Origin of the sequence: Pseudomonas sp. TWRC1-2 (assembly GCF_049896685.1) — a bacterium.
GTDB lineage: Bacteria > Pseudomonadota > Gammaproteobacteria > Pseudomonadales > Pseudomonadaceae > Aquipseudomonas.
In genome coordinates, this window is record NZ_JAFCUU010000016.1 from 30,810 (window position 1) to 55,375 (window position 24,566).

The window sequence follows — 24,566 nt, forward strand, 5'->3', positions numbered from 1 at the left end:
TTATGCCAAACTATTGACCTTCTGGTCGCCATCCTAAACAATTGGCCCTGTAATGTCACATTGATATTCATGCGGCGAACCGTCCTACATGTGTGAAGCAGTTCCGCTTTTTGAACTTTCCGACGTACGGTCATTACGGTAGCCATTATCCGACTCAGCGAGGCCAATCGCTGTGATTTGAGACAAGAAGTCCTGGGGAATTTTTAAATGCGTTTGCACCTGTTCAAGGCAATACCGTTCGTACTCGCCGCCAGTTTTGTACAAGCCCAAACATTGCCCCAGGCCATGCAACAGGCATTAGACGTGCACCCGGAAATTCAAGCCGGCGTGAATAGCCGTATCGCCGCTGATTACGATTTACGCGCTGCACAAGGTGGTTACTTGCCTCGCGTAGACCTGAACGCCGGTTATGGTCGTGAAGGCACCGACGATTCCAACACGCGCGCCGCCAGCGGCCCGAACGGCAACCAGTGGGACACCCACAACCGCGGCGAATCGAGCCTGCGTCTGCAGCAGATGATTTTTGACGGTTTCGCCACCTCCAGCGAAGTCGGGCGCCAACAAGCCAACGTCAATTCCCGCGCTTACTCCTTGCTGGGTACTTCCGAGCGCACCGGGTTGACTGTCGCCCAGGTGTACCTGGATGTGCTGACACGCCGTGAGTTCGTGCGCCTGGCTGAAGAAAATCTGCGCAACCACGAACGCATTTACGACCAGATCAAGCTGCGCACCCAACGCGGCGTCGGTAACGGTGCCGACCAGGACCAGGCCGAAGCGCGTCTGGCCCAGGCCCGCAACAACCTGATCACCGAGCAGACCAACCTGGCCGACTCCCAGGTCAATTACCTCAGCGCCGTCGGCCAGATGCCCGACCAGCTCGAGCGCCCGGCGCCGTTCGTGGCCATGCTGCCGGCTGACTTCAACGAAGCACGCCGCCAGATGCTCGACAACAGCCCGGTCCTGCGTTCGGCCGAGTCGGATATTTCCGCCGCCGAAAGTCAGTACGAAGCTGCCAAGTCCACCTTCTACCCGCACTTTGATGCAGAGCTGGGCACTAATGCCGACAACAACGTCGGCGGCGATGCCGGCCACAGCAACGGTTGGGAAGCCATGGTGCGCATGCGCTTCAACCTGTTCGCCGGTGGCAGCAACAAGGCTGACCTGCAATCGAAGTCCTACCAGGCCAACCAGGCACTGGATATCCGCAACAACGCCCTGCGCCAACTCAACGAAGAACTGGGCCTGGCCTGGAACGCCTTGAACAACGCCAACGCGCAATTGCCGGTAGCCCAGCAATACGTGGATCACAGCACCCGCGTGCGCACCTCTTACCAGCAGCAGTTCAGCCTGGGCCAACGTACACTGCTCGACTTGCTCGACAGCGAGAACGAATTGTTCACCGCTTCGCGTCGTCTGGAAGAGATCAAGAACATTCAGTTATTTACTCAATATCGAATCAAGGCGACCATGGGCGAATTGCTCAAAAGCCAGGGCGTGGTCGCACCGATGGCCTCCGTCGTACAGAACGACGTTAAGCCAAAAGTCCAACTGCCTGGGATGAATTGAGTCACCCCTATAGCCCCATCTGTTAGTCGAGAGTGCAGCGCGTGGAATCCGAAGTCAGTCGAGTTCATCTCAGTCATGATCCACGCACGCTGCACGACGACCCGTTACTTGACGGGTTGTTGGCGCTTTGTGCCTTGCATCAAAAACCGGCCAGCGCGGCCATGCTCACCACCGGCCTGCCGCTGCCTTCGCAGCGCCTGAGTGCCGAGCTGCTGCCGCGCGCAGCCGCGCGTGCCGGCCTGCAAGGGCGGGTACTGCAACGCAAGCTGGAACAGATTCCGACCATCGCACTGCCCGCGCTGCTGTTGCTCAAGGACGGTCGCAGTACGGTGCTGGTGGGTTGGCAAGGCGAAGACGAAGCCCGCATCCTGCTCAGCGAAAGCGACGGCGGTGAAGTGCTGATCAAGCGTGAGCTGTTGGTCGACGATTACATCGGCAAAGTTTTCTTCGCCCAGCCGCAGCACAAATTCGACGTCAACCACGGCACCCTGATCCCGCGAGCGCGCTCGTGGTTTCGCGACACCCTCAAGCGTTCGCGCTGGCTCTACACCGACGCCATCGCCGCCAGCTTCCTGATCAACATCATCGCCATGGCGGCGCCGCTGTTTGTGATGAATGTCTACGATCGAGTCGTGCCCAACCAGGCCACGTCCACCTTGTGGGTATTGGCCGTGGGCATCGGCGGCGCATACCTGTTCGACCTGGTGCTCAAGAGCCTGCGCAGCCTGTGCCTGGACCTGGCCGGCAAAAAGACCGACCTGATCATCTCGGCAACGCTGTTCGAGCGCATTGTCGGCATGTCCATGAAGTACCGCCCGGCACGGGTCGGCAGCTTCGCGCAGAACATCCATGAGTTTCAAAGCCTGCGCGATTTCCTCGCGTCGCTGACCCTCACCAGCCTGATCGACCTGCCGTTCACCCTGCTGATTTTCCTGGTGATCGCCATCCTTGGCGGCCACCTGGTGTGGATTCCGGTGCTGGCTTTCCCGATTGCCCTGGGCATCGGCTACGCCCTGCAAAAACCGTTGGTAGCGACCATGGAGCGGACCATGGCCCTGGCTGCCGAGCGCCAGTCGAGCCTGATCGAAACCCTCGCAGGTTTGGACGCGGTCAAGGTCAACAACGCCGAGAGCGAGCGTCAGTACGGCTGGGAACAGACCATTGGTACCCTCAGCCGGCTGGAGCTGCGCGTGAAGTTGCTGTCGGGCCTGTCGATGAACATGACCCTGCTGATCCAGCAACTGGCCGGCGTGATCATGATCGTGTTCGGCGTGTACCAGATTATCGACGGCAACCTCAGCATGGGCGGCCTGATTGCCTGCTACATGCTCAGTGGCCGTGCGCTGAGCCCGCTGGCCTCGCTGTCGGGCCTGCTGACCCGCTACCAGCAAGCCAAGGTCACCATGACCTCGGTGGACCAGATGATGGAGCTGCCCCAGGAGCGCAATTTCGAAGAACGCCCGATGAGCCGCCGCACCCTGCAAGGTGCCATCGAGTGTCGAGGCCTGAACTTCACCTACCCGAACCAGCAGAATGCCGCGCTGAAAAACATCAACCTGGTGATCAAGCCCGGCGAAAAAATCGGCATCATCGGCCGCAGCGGCTCGGGCAAAAGCTCCCTGGCCAAACTGATCGTCGGCCTGTACCAGCCCGACTCCGGCGCCTTGCTGGTGGACGGCGTGGACGTGCGCCAGATCGACGTGAGCGAATTACGCCACAACATCGGCTACGTCGCCCAAGACATCCAGCTGCTGGCCGGCACCCTGCGCGACAACCTGGTCTCGGGTGCGCGTTATGTCGAAGACGAAATGGTCCTGCAAGCCGCCGAACTGGCCGGCGTGCACGAATTCGCGCGCCTGCACCCGCAGGGTTATGAACTGCAAGTTGGCGAGCGTGGGCAGAACCTGTCCGGCGGCCAGCGCCAGAACGTCGCCCTGGCCCGTGCGCTGTTGCTCAACCCGCCCATCCTGCTGTTGGACGAACCCACCAGCGCCATGGACAACACCGGTGAAGAACGCTTGAAACAACGCCTGCAAGCCGTGGTGCAAAACAAGACCGTGGTGCTGGTCACGCACCGTGCCTCACTGCTCTCGCTGGTGGACCGCCTGCTGGTGGTCGACCGTGGGCAGATCCTCGCGGACGGCCCGAAAGCCGTGGTTATGGAAGCGTTGAAAAAGGGGCAGATCAGTGTTGCTTAACTCCATCAAAAGCGCGGTCGGCCGCTACTTCAAAGGCACCGATTCGCTGCAGGGCCAGCCGCTGCCTGAGGTCAACAAAGCGCTGATCGAAGATGCACCGCGGGTCATCCGCCTGACCATTTGGGCGATCATTGCGTTCTTCGTGTTCCTGGTGGTGTGGGCGGGCTTCTCCAGCATCGACGAAGTCACCCGCGGCGACGGCAAGGCGATTCCGTCGTCCAAGCTGCAAAAAATCCAGAACCTGGAAGGCGGCATCGTTTCCGAGCTGTTCGTCAAGGAAGGCCAGATCGTCGAAGCCGGCGCGCCGCTGATTCGCCTCGACGACACGCGGTTTGTCTCTAACGCCGGCGAAACCGAAGCCTTGCGCCTGGCCATGCAACTGCGCGTCGAGCGCCTGAGCGCGCAGGTGGACGACCGCCCGCTGAACATTCCCGACGACGTGCTCAAGGCCGCGCCAAACCAGGCGGCCAACGAGCGCTCGCTGTATGAAAGCCGTCGCCAGCAGTTGAAAGACGAAGTCGGCGGTTTGCAGGAGCAGCTGGTGCAGCGTCAACAGGAACTGCGCGAGTTCACCTCCAAGCAAGGCCAGTACCGCAGCCAGTTGTCCCTGCAGCGTCAGGAAATCAACATGTCCGAGCCGTTGGTGGCCCAGGGTGCGGTGTCGCCGGTGGAAGTGCTGCGCCTCAAGCGCGCCGAGATGGAAACCCGCGGCCAGTTGGACGCCACCACCCTGGCGATTCCCCGTGCCGAATCAGCGATCAAGGAAGTGCAGCGCAAGATCGACGAAACCCGTGGCAAATTCCGCAGTGAAGCGCTGACCCAACTCAACGAAGCGCGCACCGAACTGAACAAGGCCGAATCCACCGGCCGCGCCCTCGAGGACCGCGTCAGCCGCACGCTGGTCACCTCGCCGGTGCGCGGTATCGTCAAGCAGCTGCTGGTCAACACCGTCGGTGGCGTGATCCAGCCGGGCAGCGACATGGTCGAAATCGTGCCGCTTAACGACACCCTGCTGGTGGAAGCCAAGATCCGCCCACAAGACATCGCGTTCCTGCACCCTGGGCAAGAAGCAATCGTCAAATTCACCGCCTATGACTACACCATTTATGGCGGGCTGAAGGCCAAGCTCGAACGCATCGGTGCTGACACCATCACCGACGAAGACAAGAAAACCACCTACTACATGATCACCTTGCGCACCGACCGCAGCCATTTGGGCACCGATGAGAAGCCGCTGCTGATCATCCCCGGCATGGTGGCCTCGGTGGACATCATCACGGGCAAGAAAAGCATCCTGAGCTACCTGCTCAAACCGATCATCAAGGCGCGGGCCGAGGCGTTGCACGAGCGCTGATCTTCAGCGCCGGCACGGGCCTCATCGCGGGCAAGCCCGGCTCCCACATTTGAATGTGTACACCCATCAAATGTGGGAGCTGGCTTGCCTGCGATGGCGCCATCAGCTTCACCACAGACCCCCACCCTAATGCATATCGATATTCACTAACGGTATTTAATCGCCCGTTCTTATATCTATAAAGTCACTCTCCTGTCCGACCGGGAGTGCCCTCATGTCCGCCACCTCTACTGTTCCAACAGCGACCCCAACCGCCCAAACCTTCGAGATCCGCCCATTCCCCGGCAGCGTTGGCGCCGAGATCGTCGGCCTGGATTTGTCTCACCCGGTTAACGACCAGGACTTCGCACGCATCCACCGCGCGCACCTGGATCACCACGTCGTGGTGTTCCGCGACCAGCGCATCACTCCCGAACAACAGATCGCTTTCAGCCGCCGCTTCGGTGTGTTGCAGATCCACGTGCTCAAACAGTTCCTGCTGGCCAACCACCCGGAAATCCTGATCGTCTCCAACATCATCGAAAACGGCCAATCCATCGGCCTGGGTGACGCGGGCAAGTTCTGGCACTCGGACCTGTCCTATAAAGAGTTGCCAAGCCTGGGCTCGATGCTGCACGCCCAGGAGCTGCCCTCCGAAGGCGGCGACACACTGTTTGCCGACATGCACAAAGCCTGGGACCAACTGCCCGAGCACCTGCGCAAAGCGGTGGAGGGCCGCAGCGCCGCGCATTCCTACACCGCGCGCTACAGCGAAACCAAATTCGAAGGCAATTGGCGGCCAACCCTGACGCCTGAGCAGCTGGCCCAAGTGGCCGAAGTGGTGCACCCGATCGTGCGCACTCATCCGGAAAACGGCCGCAAGGCGCTGTTCGTCAGTGAAGGTTTCACCACCCGCATCGTAGGCCTGCCTGAAGATGAAAGCCGCGACCTGCTGGCCCAGCTCTACGCCCACAGCGTGCTGCCGCACAATATCTACCGCCACCAGTGGCAGCCCCACGACCTGGTGTTCTGGGACAACCGCTCGCTGATCCACCTGGCCGCCGGTTGCCCGAGCCACCTGCGCCGCAAGCTGTTTCGCACCACCATTCAGGGCGATGCGCCTTTCTAATCCTGATCCTCGGCAAGAGAGTTGAAATGAACGCGCCCCTGCAAGGCCACGCGGCCAGCAACCTGAACACCGCCCAGCCGCTGTTGGCGGTGGACCACGTCAGCCTCGAATACCGCACCCCCGAGCGCGTGGTGCGGGCCACCCATCAAGTCAGTTTCGAGATCGACCCGGCTGATCGCTACGTGCTGCTCGGCCCTTCGGGCTGCGGCAAATCCACCTTGCTCAAGTCCATCGCCGGGTTTATCAAACCCTGCGAAGGCGAGATTCGCCTGCTCGGGCAACAGGTCGAACAACCCGGCCCGGACCGCATCGTGGTGTTCCAGGAATTCGACCAGTTACCGCCGTGGAAAACCGTCAAGCAGAACGTGATGTTCCCGCTGCTGGCGTCCAAAACCTTGAAGCGTCGCGAAGCCGAAGAGCGTGCGCTGTACTACCTCGAAAAAGTCGGCCTCAGCGCTTTTGCCGATGCTTACCCCCACACCCTGTCCGGCGGCATGAAAGCCCGTGTGGCGATCGCTCGCGCCCTGGCCATGCAGCCAAAAATCCTGCTGATGGATGAACCCTTCGCCGCCCTCGACGCCTTGACCCGACGCAAGATGCAGGAAGAACTGCTGCTGCTCTGGGAAGAGGTGCGCTTCACGCTGTTGTTCGTCACCCATTCCATCGAAGAAGCCTTGGTGGTGGGAAATCGCATCCTGTTGCTGTCGCCGCACCCGGGGCGTGTGCGCGCGGAAATCCATAGCCATCAATACGACCTGCACAGCCTTGGCGGTGTGGAATTCCAGGCGTCGGCGCGGCGCATTCATCGCCTGCTGTTCGATGAAGCGCCCGAGGCCGAACGTGAGTTGGGTTTCGCCGATATTCGCATCGCTTACTGAGGGGCCGACCTATGCGCCAGGAATTTGAAGTACACCTCGAACCGCTGCTCAGCGTCCCCGTTGAACGCGAGCTGCCGCTGCGCCAACGCTTGTGGCAGCAAGGCTGGCTGCGCAAGGGCCTGATCCTGATCGTGCTGGCGATCCTCTGGGAGGCAGTCGCGCGTTACCAGAACAATGACCTGCTGCTGCCGAGCTTTTTGCAGACCTCTCAAGCGTTATTCGATGGCCTGCTCAGCGGTGAGTTGTTGAGCAAAGTGAGCATCTCGCTGGCGGTGCTGATCAAGGGCTACGTGATCGGCATCGTGCTCGCGTTTGCCCTGACCACGCTGGCGGTCTCGACCCAGCTTGGCCGCGACCTGCTGAGCACACTGACCTCGATGTTCAACCCGCTGCCGGCCATCGCCTTGCTGCCGCTGGCCCTGCTGTGGTTCGGCCTGGGGCAGAACAGCCTGATTTTCGTGCTGGTGCATTCGGTGCTGTGGGCCTTGGCGCTGAACACGTATTCGGGGTTTCTCGGCGTGTCAGAAACCCTGCGCATGGCCGGCCGCAACTACGGCCTCAAGGGCATGCGTTTTGTGCTGTTCATCCTGATCCCGGCGGCGCTGCCATCGATTCTTGCCGGGCTGAAAATCGGCTGGGCATTTGCCTGGCGCACGTTGATCGCCGCCGAGCTGGTGTTCGGCGCCAGCAGCGGCAAGGGCGGTTTGGGTTGGTACATCTTCCAGAACCGCAATGAGCTATACACCGACAAGGTGTTTGCCGGCTTGGCGGTGGTCATCCTGATCGGGTTGCTGGTCGAGAATCTGGTGTTCAACACCGTTGAACGGCTGACGGTGAAGCGCTGGGGCATGCAGCGCTGAACCCGCGATTTTAATCCTGCTACGATTGCACGCAATTCACTCTCCACCGACCATGAGTGCTTGGCATGCAACTACCGGACATGAACCTGCTGGTCGCGCTCGACGCGTTACTCGATGAGGGCAGCGTGGTCGGCGCCGCGCGGCGCATGAACCTTAGCCCGGCCGCCATGAGCCGCACCCTTACGCGTATTCGCGAAGCGGTGGGCGACCCGATCCTGGTGCGCGCCGGGCGTGGTCTGGTGCCAACGCCCAAGGCGCTGCAGTTGCAAGGCCAGGTGCGCAACGTGGTGGAGCAGGCGGCGTTGTTGTTCCGCTCGGCAGACCAGGTTGACCTCAGCACCTTGCGCCGGCGTTTCAGCGTGCGTGCCAATGACTTCTTTATCGGCGTGTATGGCGGTCGGCTGTTCGACACCATGGAACGCATGGCACCGCTGTGCGAGCTGTGTTTTGTGCCCGAAGGCGACACCGATGACGAGGCTTTGCGTGAAGGCCGGCTGGACCTGCGGGTGAGTAATTCCATGCCGTCCAGCCCCGAAGTGAAGGTGCAGAACCTGTTTTCCACCACCTTCGTGGGCCTTGCGCGCGAGGACCACCCACTGTTCGACGAAGAAATCACCGCCGCGCGGTTTGCCAGCTACTCCCACATCAGCATTTCGCGACGCGGCATCGCCCGCGGGCCAATCGACACGGCGCTCAATGCCCTGGGCCTGGAGCGCCGCGTGGCCATGATCGCCCCAGGCTTTCATGGCGCGATGTTCATGCTGCCCGATTCCGACCTGCTGCTGCCGGTGCCCAAGGAAGCCCTGCTGAGTGCCAATCGCCTGAAGCTGCCCCTGCGCGCATTCCAATTGCCAATCTCCCTGCCGACGCTGATGCTGGCCCAGTTCTGGCATCCGCGTTTCGACAAAGACCCTGCCCATAAGTGGCTGCGCGAAACCATGCGCGAAAGCTGCCACGCCACCTGGCTGGAAGCGCAGCCCACCTAAAGTGTAGGCACTGGCTTATCGTGGCGAGCCAGCTACCACGGGATAAGTGCGTGGCCCAATAGTTGCGTCTGACGCACTTATAAGCTTCCAGCAAGTAACTTTTTGTTATGGGTGTGCCTGATTAAACTGCTCGGATATTTCTAATTCCGAGTTACCTGTCCATGACCTCCCTCGCTGCCCCCGCCCTCCAGGCTGCAGCCAAACCCACTGCGCTCAACCCGCCCGTGTTCGGCCCGCGCATCATCATTGGCTTGGTCGGCGTACTGCTGGCGGTGCTGGTGTCCGGTCTCAACGAGATGGTCACCAAAGTCGCCCTCGCCGACATCCGTGGTGCGCTGTACATCGGTTTTGACGAAGGCACCTGGCTGGTCGCGGCTTACACGGCGACCTCCGTGGCGGCGATGGCCTTCGCGCCCTGGTGTTCGGTGACGTTTTCCCTGCGCCGCTTCACGTTGTGTGCCATCGGCGTGTTCACCGTGCTGGGCATCCTGTGCCCGTTTGCGCCGAACTACGAAACCCTGCTGGTGCTGCGCACCGTGCAAGGCCTGGCCGGTGGCGCGTTGCCGCCGATGCTGATGACCGTTGCGCTGCGTTTCCTGCCGGCCAACGTCAAGCTGTATGGCCTGGCGGGTTACGCACTCACCGCCACGTTCGGCCCAAGCCTGGGCACGCCGTTGGCGGCGCTGTGGACTGAATACGTCGGCTGGCAATGGGCGTTTTGGCAGATCGTCGCGCCGTGCCTGCTGGCGATGGCCGCCGTGGCCTACGGCTTGCCGCAAGACCCGGTGCGCCTGGAGCGCTTCAAGCAGTTCAACTGGCGCGGCGTGCTGCTGGGCTTCCCGGCGATCTGCATGCTGGTGATCGGCTTGTTGCAGGGCAATCGCCTGGACTGGTTCGAGTCCGGCCTGATCACCTTTCTGCTCAGCGGCGGCACGCTGTTGCTGGTGCTGTTTCTGATCAATGAATGGTCGCAGCCGATTCCGTTTTTCAAGTTGCAGATGCTCGGCCTGCGCAACCTGGCGTTTGCCCTGATCGTGCTGGCGGGCGTGTTGATGGTGCTGACGTCGGTCATCATCATCCCGTCGAGCTTCCTCGCCCAGGTTCAGGGTTACCGGCCGTTGCAAACTGCGCCGGTGATGCTGCTGATGGCGTTGCCGCAGTTGATTGCGCTGCCGTTGGTGGCGGCGCTGTGCAACCTGCGCTGGGTCGATTGCCGCTGGGTCCTGGGGATTGGCTTGAGCATGCTGGTGCTGTGCTGTGTGGGCAGCTCGCACCTGACGTCGGAGTGGATCCGGGATGATTTCTACGGCCTCTACCTGCTGCAAATCTTTGGTCAGCCCATGGCCGTACTGCCGCTGCTGATGCTCTCCACTGGCAGCATCCAACCGATGGACGGGCCGTTCGCCTCGGCGTGGTTCAACACCGTCAAAGGCCTGGCCGCCGTGATCGCCACCGCCGTGCTGGACACGCTGACCACCCAGCGTCTGCACTTTCACTCGACCATGTTGGTGGACCGCCTGGGCAACTCGCCCCTGGCCGACGGCGACGCGCCGGGCCTGGCGCACCGTCTGCACGAGCAGGCCGTGGTGCTGACTTCTTCGGACCTTTATTACGTCATGGCCGCCGTCGCGGTGGCGTTGATTCTGCTGATTTTCTGGATGCCGACGCGGATTTTTCCACCGCGCGCACCGACCTAGCCAAAAGGATTTCTCATGAAACGCAAAGACAAAATTGCCGTCGCCGTTATTGCTGTGTTTGCCGTCGGTGTACTGGTTTATCTGGTCGCGCCCGGCCTGTTGGGCAGCAAGCGCCAGACCACCAACGACGCCTTCGTTGCCGCCGACTTCACCTTGGTGGCGCCGCGCGTGGCCGGTTTTATCAAGGAAGTGCTGGTGGAAGACAACCAGCGCGTCAAGGCCGGCCAGCTGTTGGCGTTGATCGATGACCGCGATTTTCGCGCCGCCGCCCAGGCGGCCGATGCCGACACGCTCGTCGCCCAGGCCCAACTGAAAAACGCCACCGCGACCCTCGAACGCCAAAGCTCGGTGATCGCCCAGGCCCAGGCCACCGTAGCGGCGGACCGTGCCGAAGTGGCTTTTGCCGAACACGAACTGAACCGCTACAGCCACCTCGCCGGTGTAGGCGCGGGCACCGTGCAGAACGCCCAGCAAGCCAAGACCCGCATCGACCAGGCCACCGCGCGCCTGGCCAATGCCACGGCGGTGCTCGCCGCAGAACGCAAGCAGGTGGAAATCCTCACCGCCCAGCGCGATGCCGCCGAAGGTGGGCTCAAACGTGCCCAGGCAGCGCTCGAAATGGCCAGCTATCAACTCTCTTACACGCGCATCGTCGCGCCAGTGGACGGCATGGTCGGTGAGCGCGCGGTACGGGTGGGCGCCTATGTGACGCCGGGCAGCAAGATCCTCGCCGTGGTGCCCTTGGCCGAGGCTTATGTGGTGGCCAACTTTCAGGAAACCCAGTTGTGGCACATGCACGCCGGCCAAGCCGTGCAGGTGCGTGTCGACAGCCTCGACGGCGAACTTCTCAAGGGTCATCTGGAAAGCCTCGCACCCGCCACGGGCGTGACGTTCGCCTCGGTCAAACCCGACAACGCCACCGGCAATTTCACCAAGGTGGTGCAACGCATTCCGGTGAAAATCGTGCTCGAACCCAATCAGCCACTGACCGAGCGCTTGCGTGTCGGCATGTCGGTGGAGGCCAGCGTCGACACCCAGCCTGTTGCGCAGCCGCGTGAGGTGGCCCAGCAATGAAGCCATTTGCCTGGCTCACCTTGAGCCTCATCAGCCTCAGTGCCTGTACCGTTGGCCCGGATTTCCAGCGGCCGCAAGGCCCGCACATCACGCAATGGGGCGAGCCCCAAGGGCGCCAAGCCGCCAGCCGCGCCGTCACCGAGCCTTTGCAGGAGCGTTGGTGGGACGTGTTCCACGACGCGCAACTTTCAGCGCTCACACGCCGTGCGCTCACCGATAACCTCGACCTGAAACTGGTCAGCAGCCGCCTGCAACAAAGCCGCGCCGTGCGCCAGGTGACCACCGCCGAGCGTTATCCCAACGTCAACGCCACCGGTGGTTATCAGCGTGAGCGCAACAGCGCTAAAGGCTTGAGTGATCCGTCCGGCGAGAATGGCCGTTCGGCGTTCAACCAATGGGACATGGGTTTCTCCGCCGCCTGGGAATTGGACTTCTGGGGCCGTGTAAAACGTGAAACCGAAGCCGCCGACGCCACCCTGCAAGTGGCCGAAGACGACCGCCGCGCCGTGCTGTTGTCGGTGCTCGCCGAAACCGCCCAGGACTACATCCAGTTGCGCGGCGTGCAGAACACCCGCGCCGTCACCGAGCAAAACCTCGACGTGGCGCGCCACAGCCTCAAACTCTCGCAACTGCGCCTGGCCGACGGTGTCGCGACCGACCTGGACGTGGCCGAAGCTGCTGCCCAAGTGGCCGCCATTGAAGCGCGCCTGCCGGATTTGCAGCAGCGCCAGGACCAATTGATCAACGCCCTGAGCCTGTTGATGGGCGAGCCGCCACAAGCCCTGCATGCGCAGTTGTCCAAGGACGCCGCCGTGCCGCAAACCCAGCGCCAGGTCGCCATCGGCTTGCCGTCGGAGTTGGCTGAACGCCGCCCCGACATACGCCAGGCCGAAGCACGCCTGCACGCGGCCACCGCCACTATCGGCGTGGCCAAGGGTGACTTCTATCCGCGCATCACCCTGTCCGGCAGCCTGGGCTCCCAGGCCCTGCAACTGTCGGATTTCGGCTCATGGGGCTCGCGCGCGTTTGCCTTCGGCCCGCAATTCAGCCTGCCGCTGTTCAACGGCGGGCGCCTGCAAGGTATGTTGAACCTGCGTGAAGCGCAGCAACAGGAAGCCGCGCTGGCCTACCAGCAAACCGTGCTGCGCGCCTGGCATGAAATCGACGACCAGCTGACCCGCTACAACGCCAGCCAACTGCGCCGCGACAGCCTCGCCGAAGCGGTGCGCCAGAACCAGATCGCGTTGAGCACCGCGCAACAGCAGTACGTCGAAGGCGTGGTGGATTTCGTCAACGTGCTGACCGTGCAAAGCGCGCTGCTCGCGACGCAGGAACAGTGGGTGGAAAGCTCCACCGGCGTGTCGCTGGCCATGGTCGGGTTGTACAAGGCGTTGGGTGGCGGTTGGCAGTCTGTTTATCCCGCAGGCTAAACACAACACCCTGTGGGAGCGGGCTTGCCCGCGATGAGGGCATATCATTCAACATCACGTTGACTGCACTGCCGCTATCGCGGGCAAGCCCGCTCCCACATGGAAACCGTGCGTGGGTCACGGATTCTGCAGAAAAACCACATACCCGCGAAACCACTCATTCCCCTTCAAATACCCCGGCGCCTCCCACACGCCGCCCTGAATCAAGCCGACCTTGAATGGCAGCCCCAGCCGGTTCATGCGCGGCAAATACGCGGCGTAATCCGGGATGCTGTGGCGCCCTTGATACGTCTGCACCACCACTTCATCCACCACGCCTTTGAGCTGCGCGATGGCGGTTGGGTCGGCATTGCTGCTCCAGTCCATCAGCCCGGTGATGCTCAGCTTCAAGTCGGCGGGCAGGCGGTGGCGCAGGTCGCGCAGGAAGTCGGCGTATTCGTGCAGGTATTGGGTGCGGGCGTCGAAATCGATTTGGATGCCGACCACCGGGTTGCCCGCGTCACGCCAGCGTTGCACCTGGCCGAGCAGTTGGGTGTAAACCCGCTCCGGCCAGTGCAGGGTGTGGGCGCGGTAGACCACCCAGACCTCGCCACGGGTGAGGCGTGGTATGCCGATGCCCTGGGCGATCAGTTGCACGCCGCGCTCGGGGGCGCGGCGGGTGGAGTTGATCTGGCCTTGCAGGATGTACAGGGTGTTGGCCTGTTTAAGCACCGGCTGTGGAGTAACGCCACTCCACAGCCAGAAGGCGTCGTAGTCGCGAGCGTCGACGGCGCCAAAGGCCGGGCTTGCCAGCAGGAGCAAGCCGAGCCACAGGTGCTTCACCAGTAGTACTGCAGCGATTTGCCCCACTGGGTGTCGGCGAAGCCGCTTTTGAGCTGGCGGAACCAGGCCTTGCGCACGGCAGGTTCAACGTCATCGCCGCCGCAGCTGTTGTAGCCGGCCGGTGCATAGCAGTTGATGGCGCGGAACAGTGCGTAGGCCTTGTCGTTCTTCGGCGCCTTGGCGTTGGCGATCACCTGCTTGTAGCCGTTGAGCCGCGAGAAGGTTTCACCGGGGAATGGCGACGCGGTACTGCCCAGGCTGCCGGCGGCGCGTGTCTGCTCCAGGGGCATGCCGTCGAGGTTATTGCGCAAGATGAATTCACCAAAGCAGTTCAGGGCTTGCGGGTTTTTCGCATCGGTTTGCAAGGTGGCGGCGGTTTGCGCGATGGTCGGGCAGCTGTAGCCGGATTCGGCTTTTTCACCGTTCCACTGGAACAGCTTCAAACTCTGGCCGCCGCTGTAGACGTAGCCCAGGCTGGTGCCCAGCTTGTCTTCAGGGGCCGGCGTTGGCAGTTGCTTGAGGTCTTCGGCGAAGGTGGCGAACTGGCCGCGCAGCAAGTCCTTATAGAGCAGCACGAATTGCGCGGTCTGGCGCTCCACCGGGTCGTCGGCTTTGGCGATCTGCTGGCGCAGCAAGTCAGGCCCGGCAACGTTGCGCAGCAGGATGTAACGCACTTGCTTGGCGCTGATCGGCGAATCGGCGGCGAACAAGTTGGCCAGCTGGCCGCTGCGCTCGTAGTTGAGTGCCAGGGCCAACTCCAACTGGTCGCGTTGCAGCGCCAATTTGGCCAGCGGCAGCAGTTGCAGCCACAGGTCTTGTGCGCCTTTCCAGTCTTGCTTGGCTTCCAGGGCCAGGGCGCGCAGGGTTTGTTGGCTGAAGGCGAAGTAATTCAGGCTCGACGGCACGCTTTGCGGCAACTGCTTCAAGGCGGCATCCGGTTGATGCTCGACGTACAGCGCGCTCACGGCTAACAAGTAGTCGTAAAACGCCGGTTCATCGGCAAACGCTGCTTTTTGCTTCTCAAGGTCTGCGCGGCTGAGCGCGGGCTGGTTGCCGCCACGCATGACCATCAGGTCGCTGACGAGTTGGATCATCGGCGTCTTGACGGTGTCGCTATTGACCATCAACAGCTTGAGGTCGGCCTCTTCGACCAATTCATCCACCGACACATTGCGCTGCTCGTCGGTGGCCTGGGTCAGCTGCCAGGCAAATGCCTCGGCGAGTTTTTCGTTGTCGTCCGCCAGCCAGTAAACCCGGCGCAGCAAGCCGCGCGCAGAGGCGCTGTACTCGCCCTGTGGATAAGTTTTCAGATACGCGTTGAAGCCTTTCTCGGTCTCGGCGAGCGCAGGTTTATCCACACGGTCGAGGTGCGGCACGCCGTCTTCGTCATAGGTGTTGGCTTGGGCCTGGTTGAGTGCGTTACGCGCGGTCATGTACAGCGCGGTTTCTTTCAGCCAGGGCGAAGCGGCGTTCTGGGTGGCGACGAAGCCAGGCCCGGCGTCGGTGAAACGGCCTGTGTAGAAATCGGCGGCGGCTTGCAGGTACGTGCGAAACAGCTGACCTTCGGTCGACTGGATATCTTGCGGCGGCTCCACCACCGGGCCTACCCATTCACAGGCGGTGAGCAATTGCAGGCGCGCCTTCACCAGCAGATCGCGTTCGGTGGCTGGCATGTCGGCTTTGACCACCTGGCTGATAAACGCGGCAGCGCTGTTGTCGTCATTGCTGCGGCAGCGGCTACCTTCGCCATTGAGAAACGCATCGCCGGCAGCTTTAGCGTCGTCGCGCTTGATGCCCAGCGGTTCAAGCAGTGCATCGAGTGGCGAGGTGTTGGGGGCGTCGGACGTGCTGACCGGCTCGGCTTCGCCACGCGGCACAAGGCGATACACCGGGAACGGCACCGGGCCAAAACCCTCGGCCAGGTCATCTTCGCTCAGGGCATTGGGCGTCAGCGGCGCGGCTTTCCTGTCGGCCAGCAACAAGCGCAGATTGGCCCGGCTGTCATTGCCAGGGCTCAGGAACGGCAGGTTGTTGCAGGGGTCCAGCGTGTCACGCGACACCCGCCAGTCGGGGTAACACGAGTCGTCCGAACTGGCCTGGGCCGGTAGGGAAATGCCGGCAAGCAGGGCCAGAGCCAGAGGTGACAAAAAACCGATGCGCATGACGTGTCCTTGATCCTGAGTCCTTGGAGGGTGCCAATCATAGCTTGATCCGGCAGCAGCTTCGGTGAAGGCCTACACAAATTGCTGATTTGTCCGATTTTTGGTCGTGGCAATGCTCAGCGAAATCCGGGCGCAGTGGCGGGTCTATGAGCTTCAAGTCAAATCCCGCGGTGTGCCGCCCGACGGTTGTAAAACAGCGAGCGAAACCGGGGCTTTTGTCCTAGAGTGGCGCTTGTTTGCGCGTGTGCAGGTTTTGCCCGGGAAATGGGCAGTGTCAGGGGAATTGAGGTGCGACGGTCTGTGGTAGAGCAAGACGACAAAATTGGGACGTTTCCCGCAGTCAATCGCCTCACAGGCGCCTGGGAGGGTGCCGGTTGGCTCAGCCGATTATGGTGGTTGCCGATTCTGGCGCTGGCCATGGCCGTGCGTTTCTATGGCCTGACCGCTTCGGCGATCTGGGGCGACGAAGCGTCGAGCCTGCTGCTCAGCGAATACGCCATGGAGGACCTGTGGTTTCACGCCGCCCATGATGTGCACCCGCCGCTGTACTTCTTCATGCTGCGCGGTTGGATCGAGCTGTTTGGCGATGACATCTGGTCGATTCGCGGCATGAGTGCCCTGCCCGGGATCGGGGCGGTGGGGCTGGGCATCTGGCTCACGCGACAACTGTCCACGCGTCGGGCGGCAGTGCTGGCGGGCGTGCTGCTGGCGTTGTTTCCGACGGCGGTGCGTTACAGCCAGGAAGTGCGCATGTACTCGCTGCTGGCCGTATGGTTGCTGGGCGCCACGCTGGCGCTGGTGTACTGGGTGCGCCAGCCCGAGCGCACGCGTTACCTGGCCGTCTATGTAGTGCTGATGGCGGCCGGGTTCTACACCCACTATTTCACCGCGCTGTGTGTGCTGGTGCATTGGGCTTACCTGGGCGTGTTGTGCCGCTCACAGGCGCCCGGCCAACGCTTGATCATTCGCCCGTCGTGGTGGTGCGCCAATGCGCTCATTGTGGCGTTGTACCTGCCGTGGCTGCCGAACCTGCTGGACCTCACCCAGCACATTGAACAGCTCAAGGTTGGCGGTGACATTGGCTGGGAAGATCCGGTTTCGCTGATTTCCGTGCCGTCGATGGTCTGGCAGTTCATGCTTCAGGATGAAGGCATCGGTTTCTGGCCGCCGCTGTTCTGGCTGTTCCCGCTGCTGTTGATCGCCGTCGTGGGCATCGCGGCCTGGCGTGATCGTGAGCGCTATCGCCCGGCATGCCTGCTGGCGCTGTTTTTCCTGCTGCCGCTGTTGCTGGTGTACGGCGTCTCTTTCATCTCCCCGGTATTTATCGAGCGCTACCTCACGGTCTACGCACTCGGCTTGCCGATCCTCATGGCCCTGGCCATCGACCGCCTGCCCAAGAGCCTGGCATGGTTGGGCGCGGCGTTGTTTGTGTTGTTTGTTGGTGTGGAACTGCTGGGGTTGAAGAACAACGCCACGGTGGATGTGCATGATCAATTCAACGTGCCGGTGGAGTTCGTTAACCGCAACTATCAGGAAGACGACCGCATCGTCCTCAGCGATATGCTGTGGTACTTGCCCTACGTGTATTACGACGAGACCGACGCCCAGTTGCAGCTCTACACGCCCCCCAAACCCGACGGCACGCCGACCCGGCCGAACGCCTACGGTTTCGGCACGTTGGTGGATCAGGACGGCGGGCGTATTTACCTGGACCGTTTGTCGGCATTACCGGCCGATACGCACCGCGTGTGGCTGATCAGCAGCACGGATATGCCGGACGAGTTCGCCCCGATTCCCGCCGATTGGCGCCAGCTTCTGCAGCAAGTCGGCGGCGGAGCGCGGGCGCGCTTGTTTGTGCTGTGCCGCGGGCCAGAGCCCTCGCAACCCGAGGGTTGCCGTTAATCAAGCATCGGCATTAAGTACATGCCCGGAACGCCTGTTCCGGGCCAATCGCTTCGAAAACACTAAGCGGGTTTACGATTTCGTTGATGGCACAGCAGTGCGTCACGTGGTTGTTGGCCTGGCTGGCGCCTGGACTAGACTCACAGGAATGGTCTTCGTAGGAACCCACCATGGAATCGCCTGTGCACAGCTTGCCGTCATTGTTCAAACAACTGGGGCTGCCGGATGACCCGGTGAGTATCGAGCAGTTTGTGACGGTTCATTCACCGCTCAAGCCTGAGCTGCATCTGGCGGACGCGTTTTTCTGGACGGCCAGTCAGCGAGCGTTTTTGCGCGAAGAGATTTTGGAGGATGCGGATTGGGCGGAAGTGGTGGACCAGCTGAGTGTGTTGTTGCGGACGGGGCGTGAGGGGTAAAAATAGTGGCCTCCCTGGTGTTTGGGATTTTGCCGACGGCTAGTACCGATAACCGTCAGGTGCGAGGCCAACGCTGACCCAATGTGGGAGCCAAAGTGGAAAAGCCAGCACGCCCACTCAAACCCGCTTTACTTACCCACAGCGACCCGCGCCACCGATCACAAATTTGTTTCAAAACTTGACTGCTTTGGACGCATCCACCATATTGATAGTTAGCAAACTAACTGTATGCGAACAATCCAGTGCCTCATACCCTCGAACAACTCCAGATGAACCTCAGCAGCAGCATGGTGGTGGGCGCCCGCAATTGGCGCAAAATCTGCCAGACCACGCTGGTGAGCTACGGTATTTCCGAAGCCTGCGCCGTGCCGTTGTTGATGATCGGCCGCTTGGGCGACGGTGTGCACCAAGTAAAAGTCGCCCAGGCCTCCGGCATGGAAAGCCCCTCGCTGGTGCGCCTGCTTGATCAGTTGTGCGCCGGCGGCTACGTGTGCCGGACCGAAGACGTCCACGACCGTCGCGCCAAGGCCTTGAGCCTCACCGAGCGCGGCCGCGAGCTGGTGCAAGCGGTGGAAGTGCAGCTGGTGCGCCTGCGTCAGGAAGTGCTGGCGGACATTGCCCACAGCGACCTTGAAGCCGCCCTGCGCGTGCTGCGGGCCTTCGAAGCGGCTGGGGTTGCAGCGCCTTGAACGGATTTTTTACCGGTTTTCCGCCAGCCCGCGATTGGTTCTACGGGGTACGGACGTTCGCAGCGTCAATGATCGCGCTGTACATCGCCATGCTCATGCAAATGCCACGTCCGTACTGGGCGATGGCCACGGTGTATATCGTCTCCAGCCCGTTTGTCGGTCCTACCAGTTCCAAGGCGTTGTACCGCGCCATCGGCACCTTCATGGGCGCAGCGGCGGCGGTGGTGTTTGTGCCGATGTTTGTGCAGGCGCCGTACGTGTTGGTGGTGGTGATTGCATTGTGGACGGGCATTTTGCTGTTCCTGTCCATGCACCTGCGCACCGCGAATAACTACGCGCTGATGCTGGCCGGCTACACCTTGCCGCTGATCGCCTTGCCGGTGGTGGATAACCCGCTGGCGGTGTGGGATGTGGCCGAGGCGCGTACCGAGGAAATCTTTCTCGGCATCGCGGTCGCGGCGGTGGTGGGCGCGATGTTCTGGCCGCGTCGCCTGATGCCGGTGTTCGATGGCTCGGTGACCAAATGGTTTGCCGATGCCCAGGTCTACAGCCTGCGTTTTTTGACGCGCAACGTGCAGCCGGAAGAGGTCAGCACCTTGCGCGGCGGCATGGTCGCCACCTTCAACACCCTGGAATTGATGATCGGCCAGCTGCCTCACGAAGGCGCGCGGCCGCAGACCGTCCGCAACACCAAGGAACTGCGCGGGCGCATGATTCACTTGCTGCCCGTAGTGGATGCCCTCGACGACGCCCTCTACGCCGTCGAACACCGCGCGCCAGAGTTTCTCGACCGGCTTACGCCGGTGCTGGACGCAAGCCGGCAGTGGCTGGAAAGCACCGTTGAAACCGCCCCGCTGGAAAGCTGGCGCGTGCTGCGCGATCAGGTCGATGCCCTGCAGCCCCAAGGCGAAGCGCTGGACGACCGCCACACACTATTGTTCTCCAACGCGCTGTATCGCCTCGGCGAATGGATCGATCTGTGGCAAGACTGTCGCAGCCTGCAGGCCGCCATCCAGTGCGAGAGCCAGGACACCTGGCGCGCGGTGTACCGTCATTGGCGCCTGGGCCGGCTGACGCCATTTCTCGACCGTGGCTTGATGTTCTATTCGGCGTTTTCCACCGTTACCGCGATCATCGTCGCCTCGGTGCTGTGGATTCTGCTGGGCTGGACCGACGGCGGCAGCGCGGTGATTCTGGCGGCCGTGGCCTGCAGTTTTTTTGCCTCGATGGACGACCCGGCGCCGCAGATCTACCGGTTCTTTTTCTGGACCGCGATGTCGGTGCTGTTCGCCAGCCTTTATCTGTTTCTGGTGCTGCCTAACCTGCATGATTTTCCGATGCTGGTGCTGGCGTTTGCCGTGCCGTTTATCTGCATCGGCACGCTCACCGTGCAGCCGCGTTTCTACCTCGGCATGCTGCTGACGCTGGTCAATACCTCGTCGTTCATCAGCATCCAGGGCGCCTATGACGCGGACTTCCTGAACTTCGCCAACGTTAACCTGGCCGGGCCCGTGGGCTTGTTGTTCGCCTTTGTGTGGACGTTGATTGCACGGCCGTTCGGCGCCGAACTGGCGGCCAAGCGCCTGACCCGTTTCAGTTGGCGCGACATCGTCACCCTGACCGAACCTGCGACCCTCGCCGAACACCGGCACATGGCTGCGCAAATGCTCGACCGCCTGATGCAGCACCTGCCGCGCCTGGCCCTCACCGGCCAGGACACCGGCATCGCCCTGCGCGATTTGCGTGTGGCGCTGAACCTGCTCGACCTGCTGGCCTACTCGCCGCGTATCTACGGTGTGCCACGGGTACTGCTCAACCAGGTGGTGGAAGGCGTGGGCGGTTACTTCAAGGCCTGCCTGAAGGCGGGTGAACGCTTGCCCGCGCCGAGCGGTCTGCTGATGACCCTGGACCGCACGCGCCGCGCCCTCAACGGGCAAGGCCTGCAAGACGAAGACGACACCCGCCTGCATCTGCTGCACGCACTGGCCGGCTTGCGCCTGTCGTTGCTGCCTGGCGTGGAATTTATTGGCGGCACCGAAATGGAAGCGCCGCTGCCTGATGGAGCGCCTTTATGATCGGTGATCTGGATATCAGCGGGGTGTTCCTGCCCACGCTGCTGGTGCTGATGGGCATTACGTACGTGTTGTTTCTGGTGGTGCACGGGCTGTTGACGCGCATTCACTTCTATCGCCTGGTCTGGCACCGGGCATTGTTCAATGTGGGGCTCTACGCGCTGTTGCTGGGCGCGGTGGACTCACTCAGTCGATATCTGATGACATGAAAAAACCTTTTTTGACCATCGGCCGTGTTGTCCTGACGTTATTGATAGTGACCTTCGCTGTCGTCGTTGTGTGGCGCATGGTCATGTACTACATGTTTGCGCCCTGGACCCGTGACGGGCATATCCGTGCCGACATCGTGCAGATCGCCCCGGACGTGTCCGGGCTGATCCAGCAAGTCGACGTGCGCGACAACCAGTTGGTGACCAAGGGCCAGGTGCTGTTTGCCGTGGACCAGGACCGTTTCAAGCTGGCCCTGCGCCAAGCCCAGGCCGCCGTGGCCGACCGCCAGGAAACCCTGGCCCAGGCCAATCGCGAGTACAAGCGTAACCGCGGCCTGGGCAACCTGGTGCCAAGTGAGCAACTGGAAGAAAGCCAGTCCCGCGTGGCCCGCGCCCAATCGGCCCTGGCCGAGGCGCAGGTGACGGTGGACGCCGCCCAGCTCAACCTTGACCGCTCGGTGATCCGCAGCCCCGTGGACGGCTACGTCAACGACCGTGCGCCGCGCAATCAGGAGTTCGTCACCGCCGGGCGCCCGGTGCTGTCGGTGGTCGACAGCAACTCCTTCCACATCGACGGTTACTTTGAAGAGACCAAGCTCGACGGCATTCACGTCGGCATGGCCGTGGATATTCGTGTGATCGGCGACAACGCGCGCTTGCGTGGCCATGTGCAAAGCATTGTTGCCGGTATCGAAGACCGTGACCGCACCAGTGGCTCCAACCTGCTGCCCAACGTCAACCCGGCGTTCAGCTGGGTGCGCCTGGCCCAGCGGATTCCGGTGCGCATTGCCTTTGATGACGTGCCGGCGGACTTCCGCATGATTGCCGGGCGCACAGCCACGGTGTCGATCATCGATGACAAGACCGCCGCCAAAGAAAACGCGCAGCAGGGAGAAAAACCATGAAACCGGCGGCGTTGCTGGCCACGGCTGGCTTGGGTTTGCTGCTGTCGGCCTGCCAGGTGGTAGGCCCGGATTACAAGTTGCCGGACAAGGCCGCTATCAACCGTGGCGACCTGCAAGGGCAGATCGCGGGCGAGGGCCACAACGTGGTGTCGGCGCCGGTGCCGGCCGACTGGTGGAAGCTCTACAAAGACCCGCGCCTGGACGAGCTGGTGCGTCAGGCCATGGCCTCCAACACTGACTTGCGAGTGGCCGCCGCCAACCTGCAACGCGCGCGTTTCCAGACCCAGGAGGCTGAGTCGGCAGGCGGCTGGAGTGCCGGTGCCAAGGCTGAGGCCCAACGTTTGCAGGAATCAGGTGAAGCGTTTTTGCTGACCGAGAAAGTCCCGGTCGGCAACATCGGCAGCGCCAGCATCAGCACCTCTTACCAGTTCGACCTGTTCGGCACCCTGCAGCGCGGTATCGAAAGCGCCCAGGCCACCACCGACGCCGCCCAGGCCGCCGCTGACATCGCGCGCATCACGCTGGTAGCGGATGTGGTGCGCTCCTACACCCAGGTGTGCGCGGCCAACGAAGAACTGGCGATCGCCAACGAGTCCCTCGACCTGCAGGCCCAGAGCACCAAACTGACCCAGCGCCTGCGTGACGCCGGGCGTGGTGATGAAACCCAGGTGACGCGTTCGCAAACCCAATACAAATCGTTGCGCGCCGACATGCCGCGCTACGAAGCATTGCGCCAGGCGGGCTTGTTCCGGTTGTCGATGCTGCTGGCCAAGCCGGTAGACCAACTGCCAGCGGGCACCGGCACTTGCGCCGAGCTGCCGCACATCGCCCAGTTGCTGCCGGTGGGCGACGGCGCGACCCTGCTCAAACGTCGCCCCGATGTGCGCCAGGCCGAGCGCCAACTGGCCGCCGCCACCGCGCGTATCGGCGTGGCCACCGGCGCGTTGTACCCGGACATCAGTATCGGCGCCACCGTGGGCACGGTGGGGCTGCTCGATGACTTGGGCACGCCGGCCACCAATCGCTGGGGCTTTGGCCCGTTGATCAGTTGGTCGGTGCCGACCAACGGCGCGCGTGCGCGCATTCATGAAGCCGAAGCCGCGACCCAGGGCGCCCTGGCGCACTTCGACGGCGTGGTGCTCAATGCCATCCGCGAAACCCAGACCGGCCTTGCGCAATACACCGCGCAGTTGCAACGCCGCGATGCGTTGGCCGATGCCGGCCAGTCTGCCAAAGAGGCGTCGGAGCAGACGCACCGCTTCTTCCAGGCCGGCCGCGCCTCGTTCCTGGCCGACCTGCAAGCCACGCGCACCTACACCGATGTGCGCGCGCAGCTGGCGGCGGCGAACACCCAGGTTGCCATGAGCCAGATCGATCTGTTCCTGGCGCTGGGCGGTGGTTGGGAAAGCGGACGAACGCAAGCGTCTCAGGCCAGCAAACCCTGAGCTAAAAGCTATGCTTTGTCAGGTGAGTCGCCGTGGCGGCTCACCTGACACTGCTCGCGTTTGCTCATGGGGATTCCAATAATGAAAAACCCTTATGCTCCCGCTTTCTGGTGCGTGTGCTTCGCACTGGTGTTGTTATCGGCTGCCTATTTCTACGGCGTCATGCTTGCCCATCAAATCGACAAGGCCATGGTGTTTCTCGACAGCGCGTGCCTGGTGATTGGCACGTTGTCCATTGGCGTGGTGGCGTGGGCGTCGTATCAAAATCAACGGGTGAAGAAAAAACTGCTCGAACAAGGCAAAACCCGCGTGGCGATCTGGGACACCAAAGTCGCCTTGCGCCGCGTCGAAACCGTGTTCGACCGCTATTTCTGGGGCAGCTACTGGCAGCCCGGGCGGACTTTCCAGGAAGTCATGGGCGAACTCACCGGCACCCCGCTGGAAAAAAGCCTCGAAGCCCTGAAAAAACAGTGCGTGCTGCTCGACCAGCAGGTAGCCGACGGTAGGCATTGGCTGAATAACGCACGGGAATTGTCCGACGTGGCCAACGCCATGGCACGCGAGCGCTACCAGCTGGACTTCTGCAACCCCAAGGTCGACACCCCGGGAAACGCCGTCATACACCGCGAATTCGAGGTGTTGGTGTACACCTGGACCGCACGTTTGAAGAGTTTTGATCATCAACTCGATGAGATTGAATTGGAGTACTCGTGAACCAACGGTTGACCTGACCCCTCTGAAAAGCTGGGCCGTTCGCGGCCGCCAGTGCTAATCTTCCCCCGTTTTCGGCGGG

The 24,566-nt window shown here is 62.2% G+C and carries 20 protein-coding genes; 18 read left to right on the top strand and 2 right to left on the bottom strand.

The genetic code is table 11. From position 1 onward, the window contains the following. The first annotated feature begins 207 nt into the window (after positions 1–207). The 10 genes from ACP7B3_RS28855 (at position 208) to ACP7B3_RS28900 (ending at position 13,151) form a co-directional block, all read left to right on the top strand. The gene (locus ACP7B3_RS28855) at positions 208–1,566 is read left to right on the top strand and encodes a TolC family outer membrane protein (RefSeq protein WP_145159602.1); all 1,359 of its coding nucleotides are present in this window, start codon (positions 208–210) and stop codon (positions 1,564–1,566) included. 41 nt (positions 1,567–1,607) lie between these two features. Further along, complete coding sequence (locus ACP7B3_RS28860; RefSeq protein WP_119738405.1) at positions 1,608–3,764, top strand: type I secretion system permease/ATPase; 2,157 nt, start codon at positions 1,608–1,610, stop codon at positions 3,762–3,764. Beyond that, positions 3,754–5,118, top strand: coding sequence for an HlyD family type I secretion periplasmic adaptor subunit (locus ACP7B3_RS28865; protein ID WP_426182730.1), 1,365 nt, complete (start codon positions 3,754–3,756; stop codon positions 5,116–5,118). Before ACP7B3_RS28860 ends, ACP7B3_RS28865 begins: the two co-directional genes overlap by 11 nt. Positions 5,119–5,332: 214 nt before the next feature. Then, entirely contained in the window at positions 5,333–6,226 is an 894-nt protein-coding gene (locus tag ACP7B3_RS28870) for a TauD/TfdA dioxygenase family protein (protein ID WP_426182733.1), read from the top strand. A 26-nt stretch (positions 6,227–6,252) separates the two neighbouring features. Beyond that, entirely contained in the window at positions 6,253–7,104 is an 852-nt protein-coding gene (locus tag ACP7B3_RS28875) for an ABC transporter ATP-binding protein (RefSeq protein WP_426182736.1), read from the top strand. Positions 7,105–7,115: 11 nt separating this feature from the next. After that, positions 7,116–7,964 (top strand): ABC transporter permease, encoded by an 849-nt coding sequence (locus ACP7B3_RS28880; protein WP_404486223.1) that lies wholly within the window; start codon positions 7,116–7,118, stop codon positions 7,962–7,964. A 65-nt stretch (positions 7,965–8,029) separates the two neighbouring features. Next, positions 8,030–8,950, top strand: coding sequence for a LysR family transcriptional regulator (locus tag ACP7B3_RS28885; protein ID WP_145159612.1), 921 nt, complete (start codon positions 8,030–8,032; stop codon positions 8,948–8,950). 161 nt (positions 8,951–9,111) lie between these two features. Next, entirely contained in the window at positions 9,112–10,647 is a 1,536-nt protein-coding gene (locus ACP7B3_RS28890; RefSeq protein WP_426182741.1) for an MFS transporter, read from the top strand. A gap of 15 nt (positions 10,648–10,662) precedes the next feature. Then, positions 10,663–11,721, top strand: a complete 1,059-nt coding sequence (locus ACP7B3_RS28895; protein ID WP_242201699.1) for an HlyD family secretion protein — start codon at positions 10,663–10,665, stop codon at positions 11,719–11,721. Next, on the top strand, positions 11,718–13,151 hold the full coding sequence (locus ACP7B3_RS28900; protein WP_242201701.1) for an efflux transporter outer membrane subunit: 1,434 nt from the start codon (positions 11,718–11,720) through the stop codon (positions 13,149–13,151). The genes ACP7B3_RS28895 and ACP7B3_RS28900 overlap by 4 nt, the downstream gene beginning before the upstream one ends. Before the next feature lie 117 nt (positions 13,152–13,268). On the opposite strand, the gene ACP7B3_RS28905 is transcribed toward ACP7B3_RS28900, so the two are convergent. After that, positions 13,269–13,973: a DUF3142 domain-containing protein gene (locus tag ACP7B3_RS28905; RefSeq protein WP_426182745.1), complete on the bottom strand. Its 705-nt coding sequence runs from the start codon at positions 13,971–13,973 to the stop codon at positions 13,269–13,271. Next, entirely contained in the window at positions 13,970–16,135 is a 2,166-nt protein-coding gene (locus tag ACP7B3_RS28910; RefSeq protein WP_426182748.1) for an outer membrane assembly lipoprotein YfiO, read from the bottom strand. The genes ACP7B3_RS28905 and ACP7B3_RS28910 overlap by 4 nt, the downstream gene beginning before the upstream one ends. Before the next feature lie 288 nt (positions 16,136–16,423). Between ACP7B3_RS28910 and ACP7B3_RS28915 the strand changes: the two genes are divergently transcribed. The 8 genes from ACP7B3_RS28915 (at position 16,424) to ACP7B3_RS28950 (ending at position 24,487) form a co-directional block, all read left to right on the top strand. Further along, positions 16,424–18,037: a glycosyltransferase family 39 protein gene (locus ACP7B3_RS28915; RefSeq protein WP_426182751.1), complete on the top strand. Its 1,614-nt coding sequence runs from the start codon at positions 16,424–16,426 to the stop codon at positions 18,035–18,037. Positions 18,038–18,207: 170 nt separating this feature from the next. After that, positions 18,208–18,453 carry a DUF2789 domain-containing protein gene (locus ACP7B3_RS28920; protein ID WP_145159625.1) on the top strand — a complete coding sequence of 82 codons (246 nt, stop codon included), beginning with the start codon at positions 18,208–18,210 and terminating at the stop codon, positions 18,451–18,453. A 269-nt stretch (positions 18,454–18,722) separates the two neighbouring features. Next, positions 18,723–19,142: a MarR family winged helix-turn-helix transcriptional regulator gene (locus tag ACP7B3_RS28925; protein WP_106577317.1), complete on the top strand. Its 420-nt coding sequence runs from the start codon at positions 18,723–18,725 to the stop codon at positions 19,140–19,142. Beyond that, positions 19,139–21,217 carry an FUSC family protein gene (locus tag ACP7B3_RS28930; RefSeq protein WP_426182755.1) on the top strand — a complete coding sequence of 693 codons (2,079 nt, stop codon included), beginning with the start codon at positions 19,139–19,141 and terminating at the stop codon, positions 21,215–21,217. The genes ACP7B3_RS28925 and ACP7B3_RS28930 overlap by 4 nt, the downstream gene beginning before the upstream one ends. Continuing rightward, the gene (locus ACP7B3_RS28935; protein ID WP_016969155.1) at positions 21,214–21,423 is read left to right on the top strand and encodes a DUF1656 domain-containing protein; all 210 of its coding nucleotides are present in this window, start codon (positions 21,214–21,216) and stop codon (positions 21,421–21,423) included. The genes ACP7B3_RS28930 and ACP7B3_RS28935 overlap by 4 nt, the downstream gene beginning before the upstream one ends. Then, entirely contained in the window at positions 21,420–22,328 is a 909-nt protein-coding gene (locus tag ACP7B3_RS28940) for an efflux RND transporter periplasmic adaptor subunit (protein WP_262208228.1), read from the top strand. The genes ACP7B3_RS28935 and ACP7B3_RS28940 overlap by 4 nt, the downstream gene beginning before the upstream one ends. Then, a complete protein-coding gene (locus tag ACP7B3_RS28945) occupies positions 22,325–23,773 on the top strand; it encodes an efflux transporter outer membrane subunit (protein ID WP_106577320.1) in 1,449 nt (482 codons plus the stop codon). The genes ACP7B3_RS28940 and ACP7B3_RS28945 overlap by 4 nt, the downstream gene beginning before the upstream one ends. Before the next feature lie 81 nt (positions 23,774–23,854). Next, on the top strand, positions 23,855–24,487 hold the full coding sequence (locus ACP7B3_RS28950; RefSeq protein WP_106577321.1) for an NADH:ubiquinone oxidoreductase subunit N: 633 nt from the start codon (positions 23,855–23,857) through the stop codon (positions 24,485–24,487). The last annotated feature ends 79 nt before the right edge of the window (positions 24,488–24,566 follow it).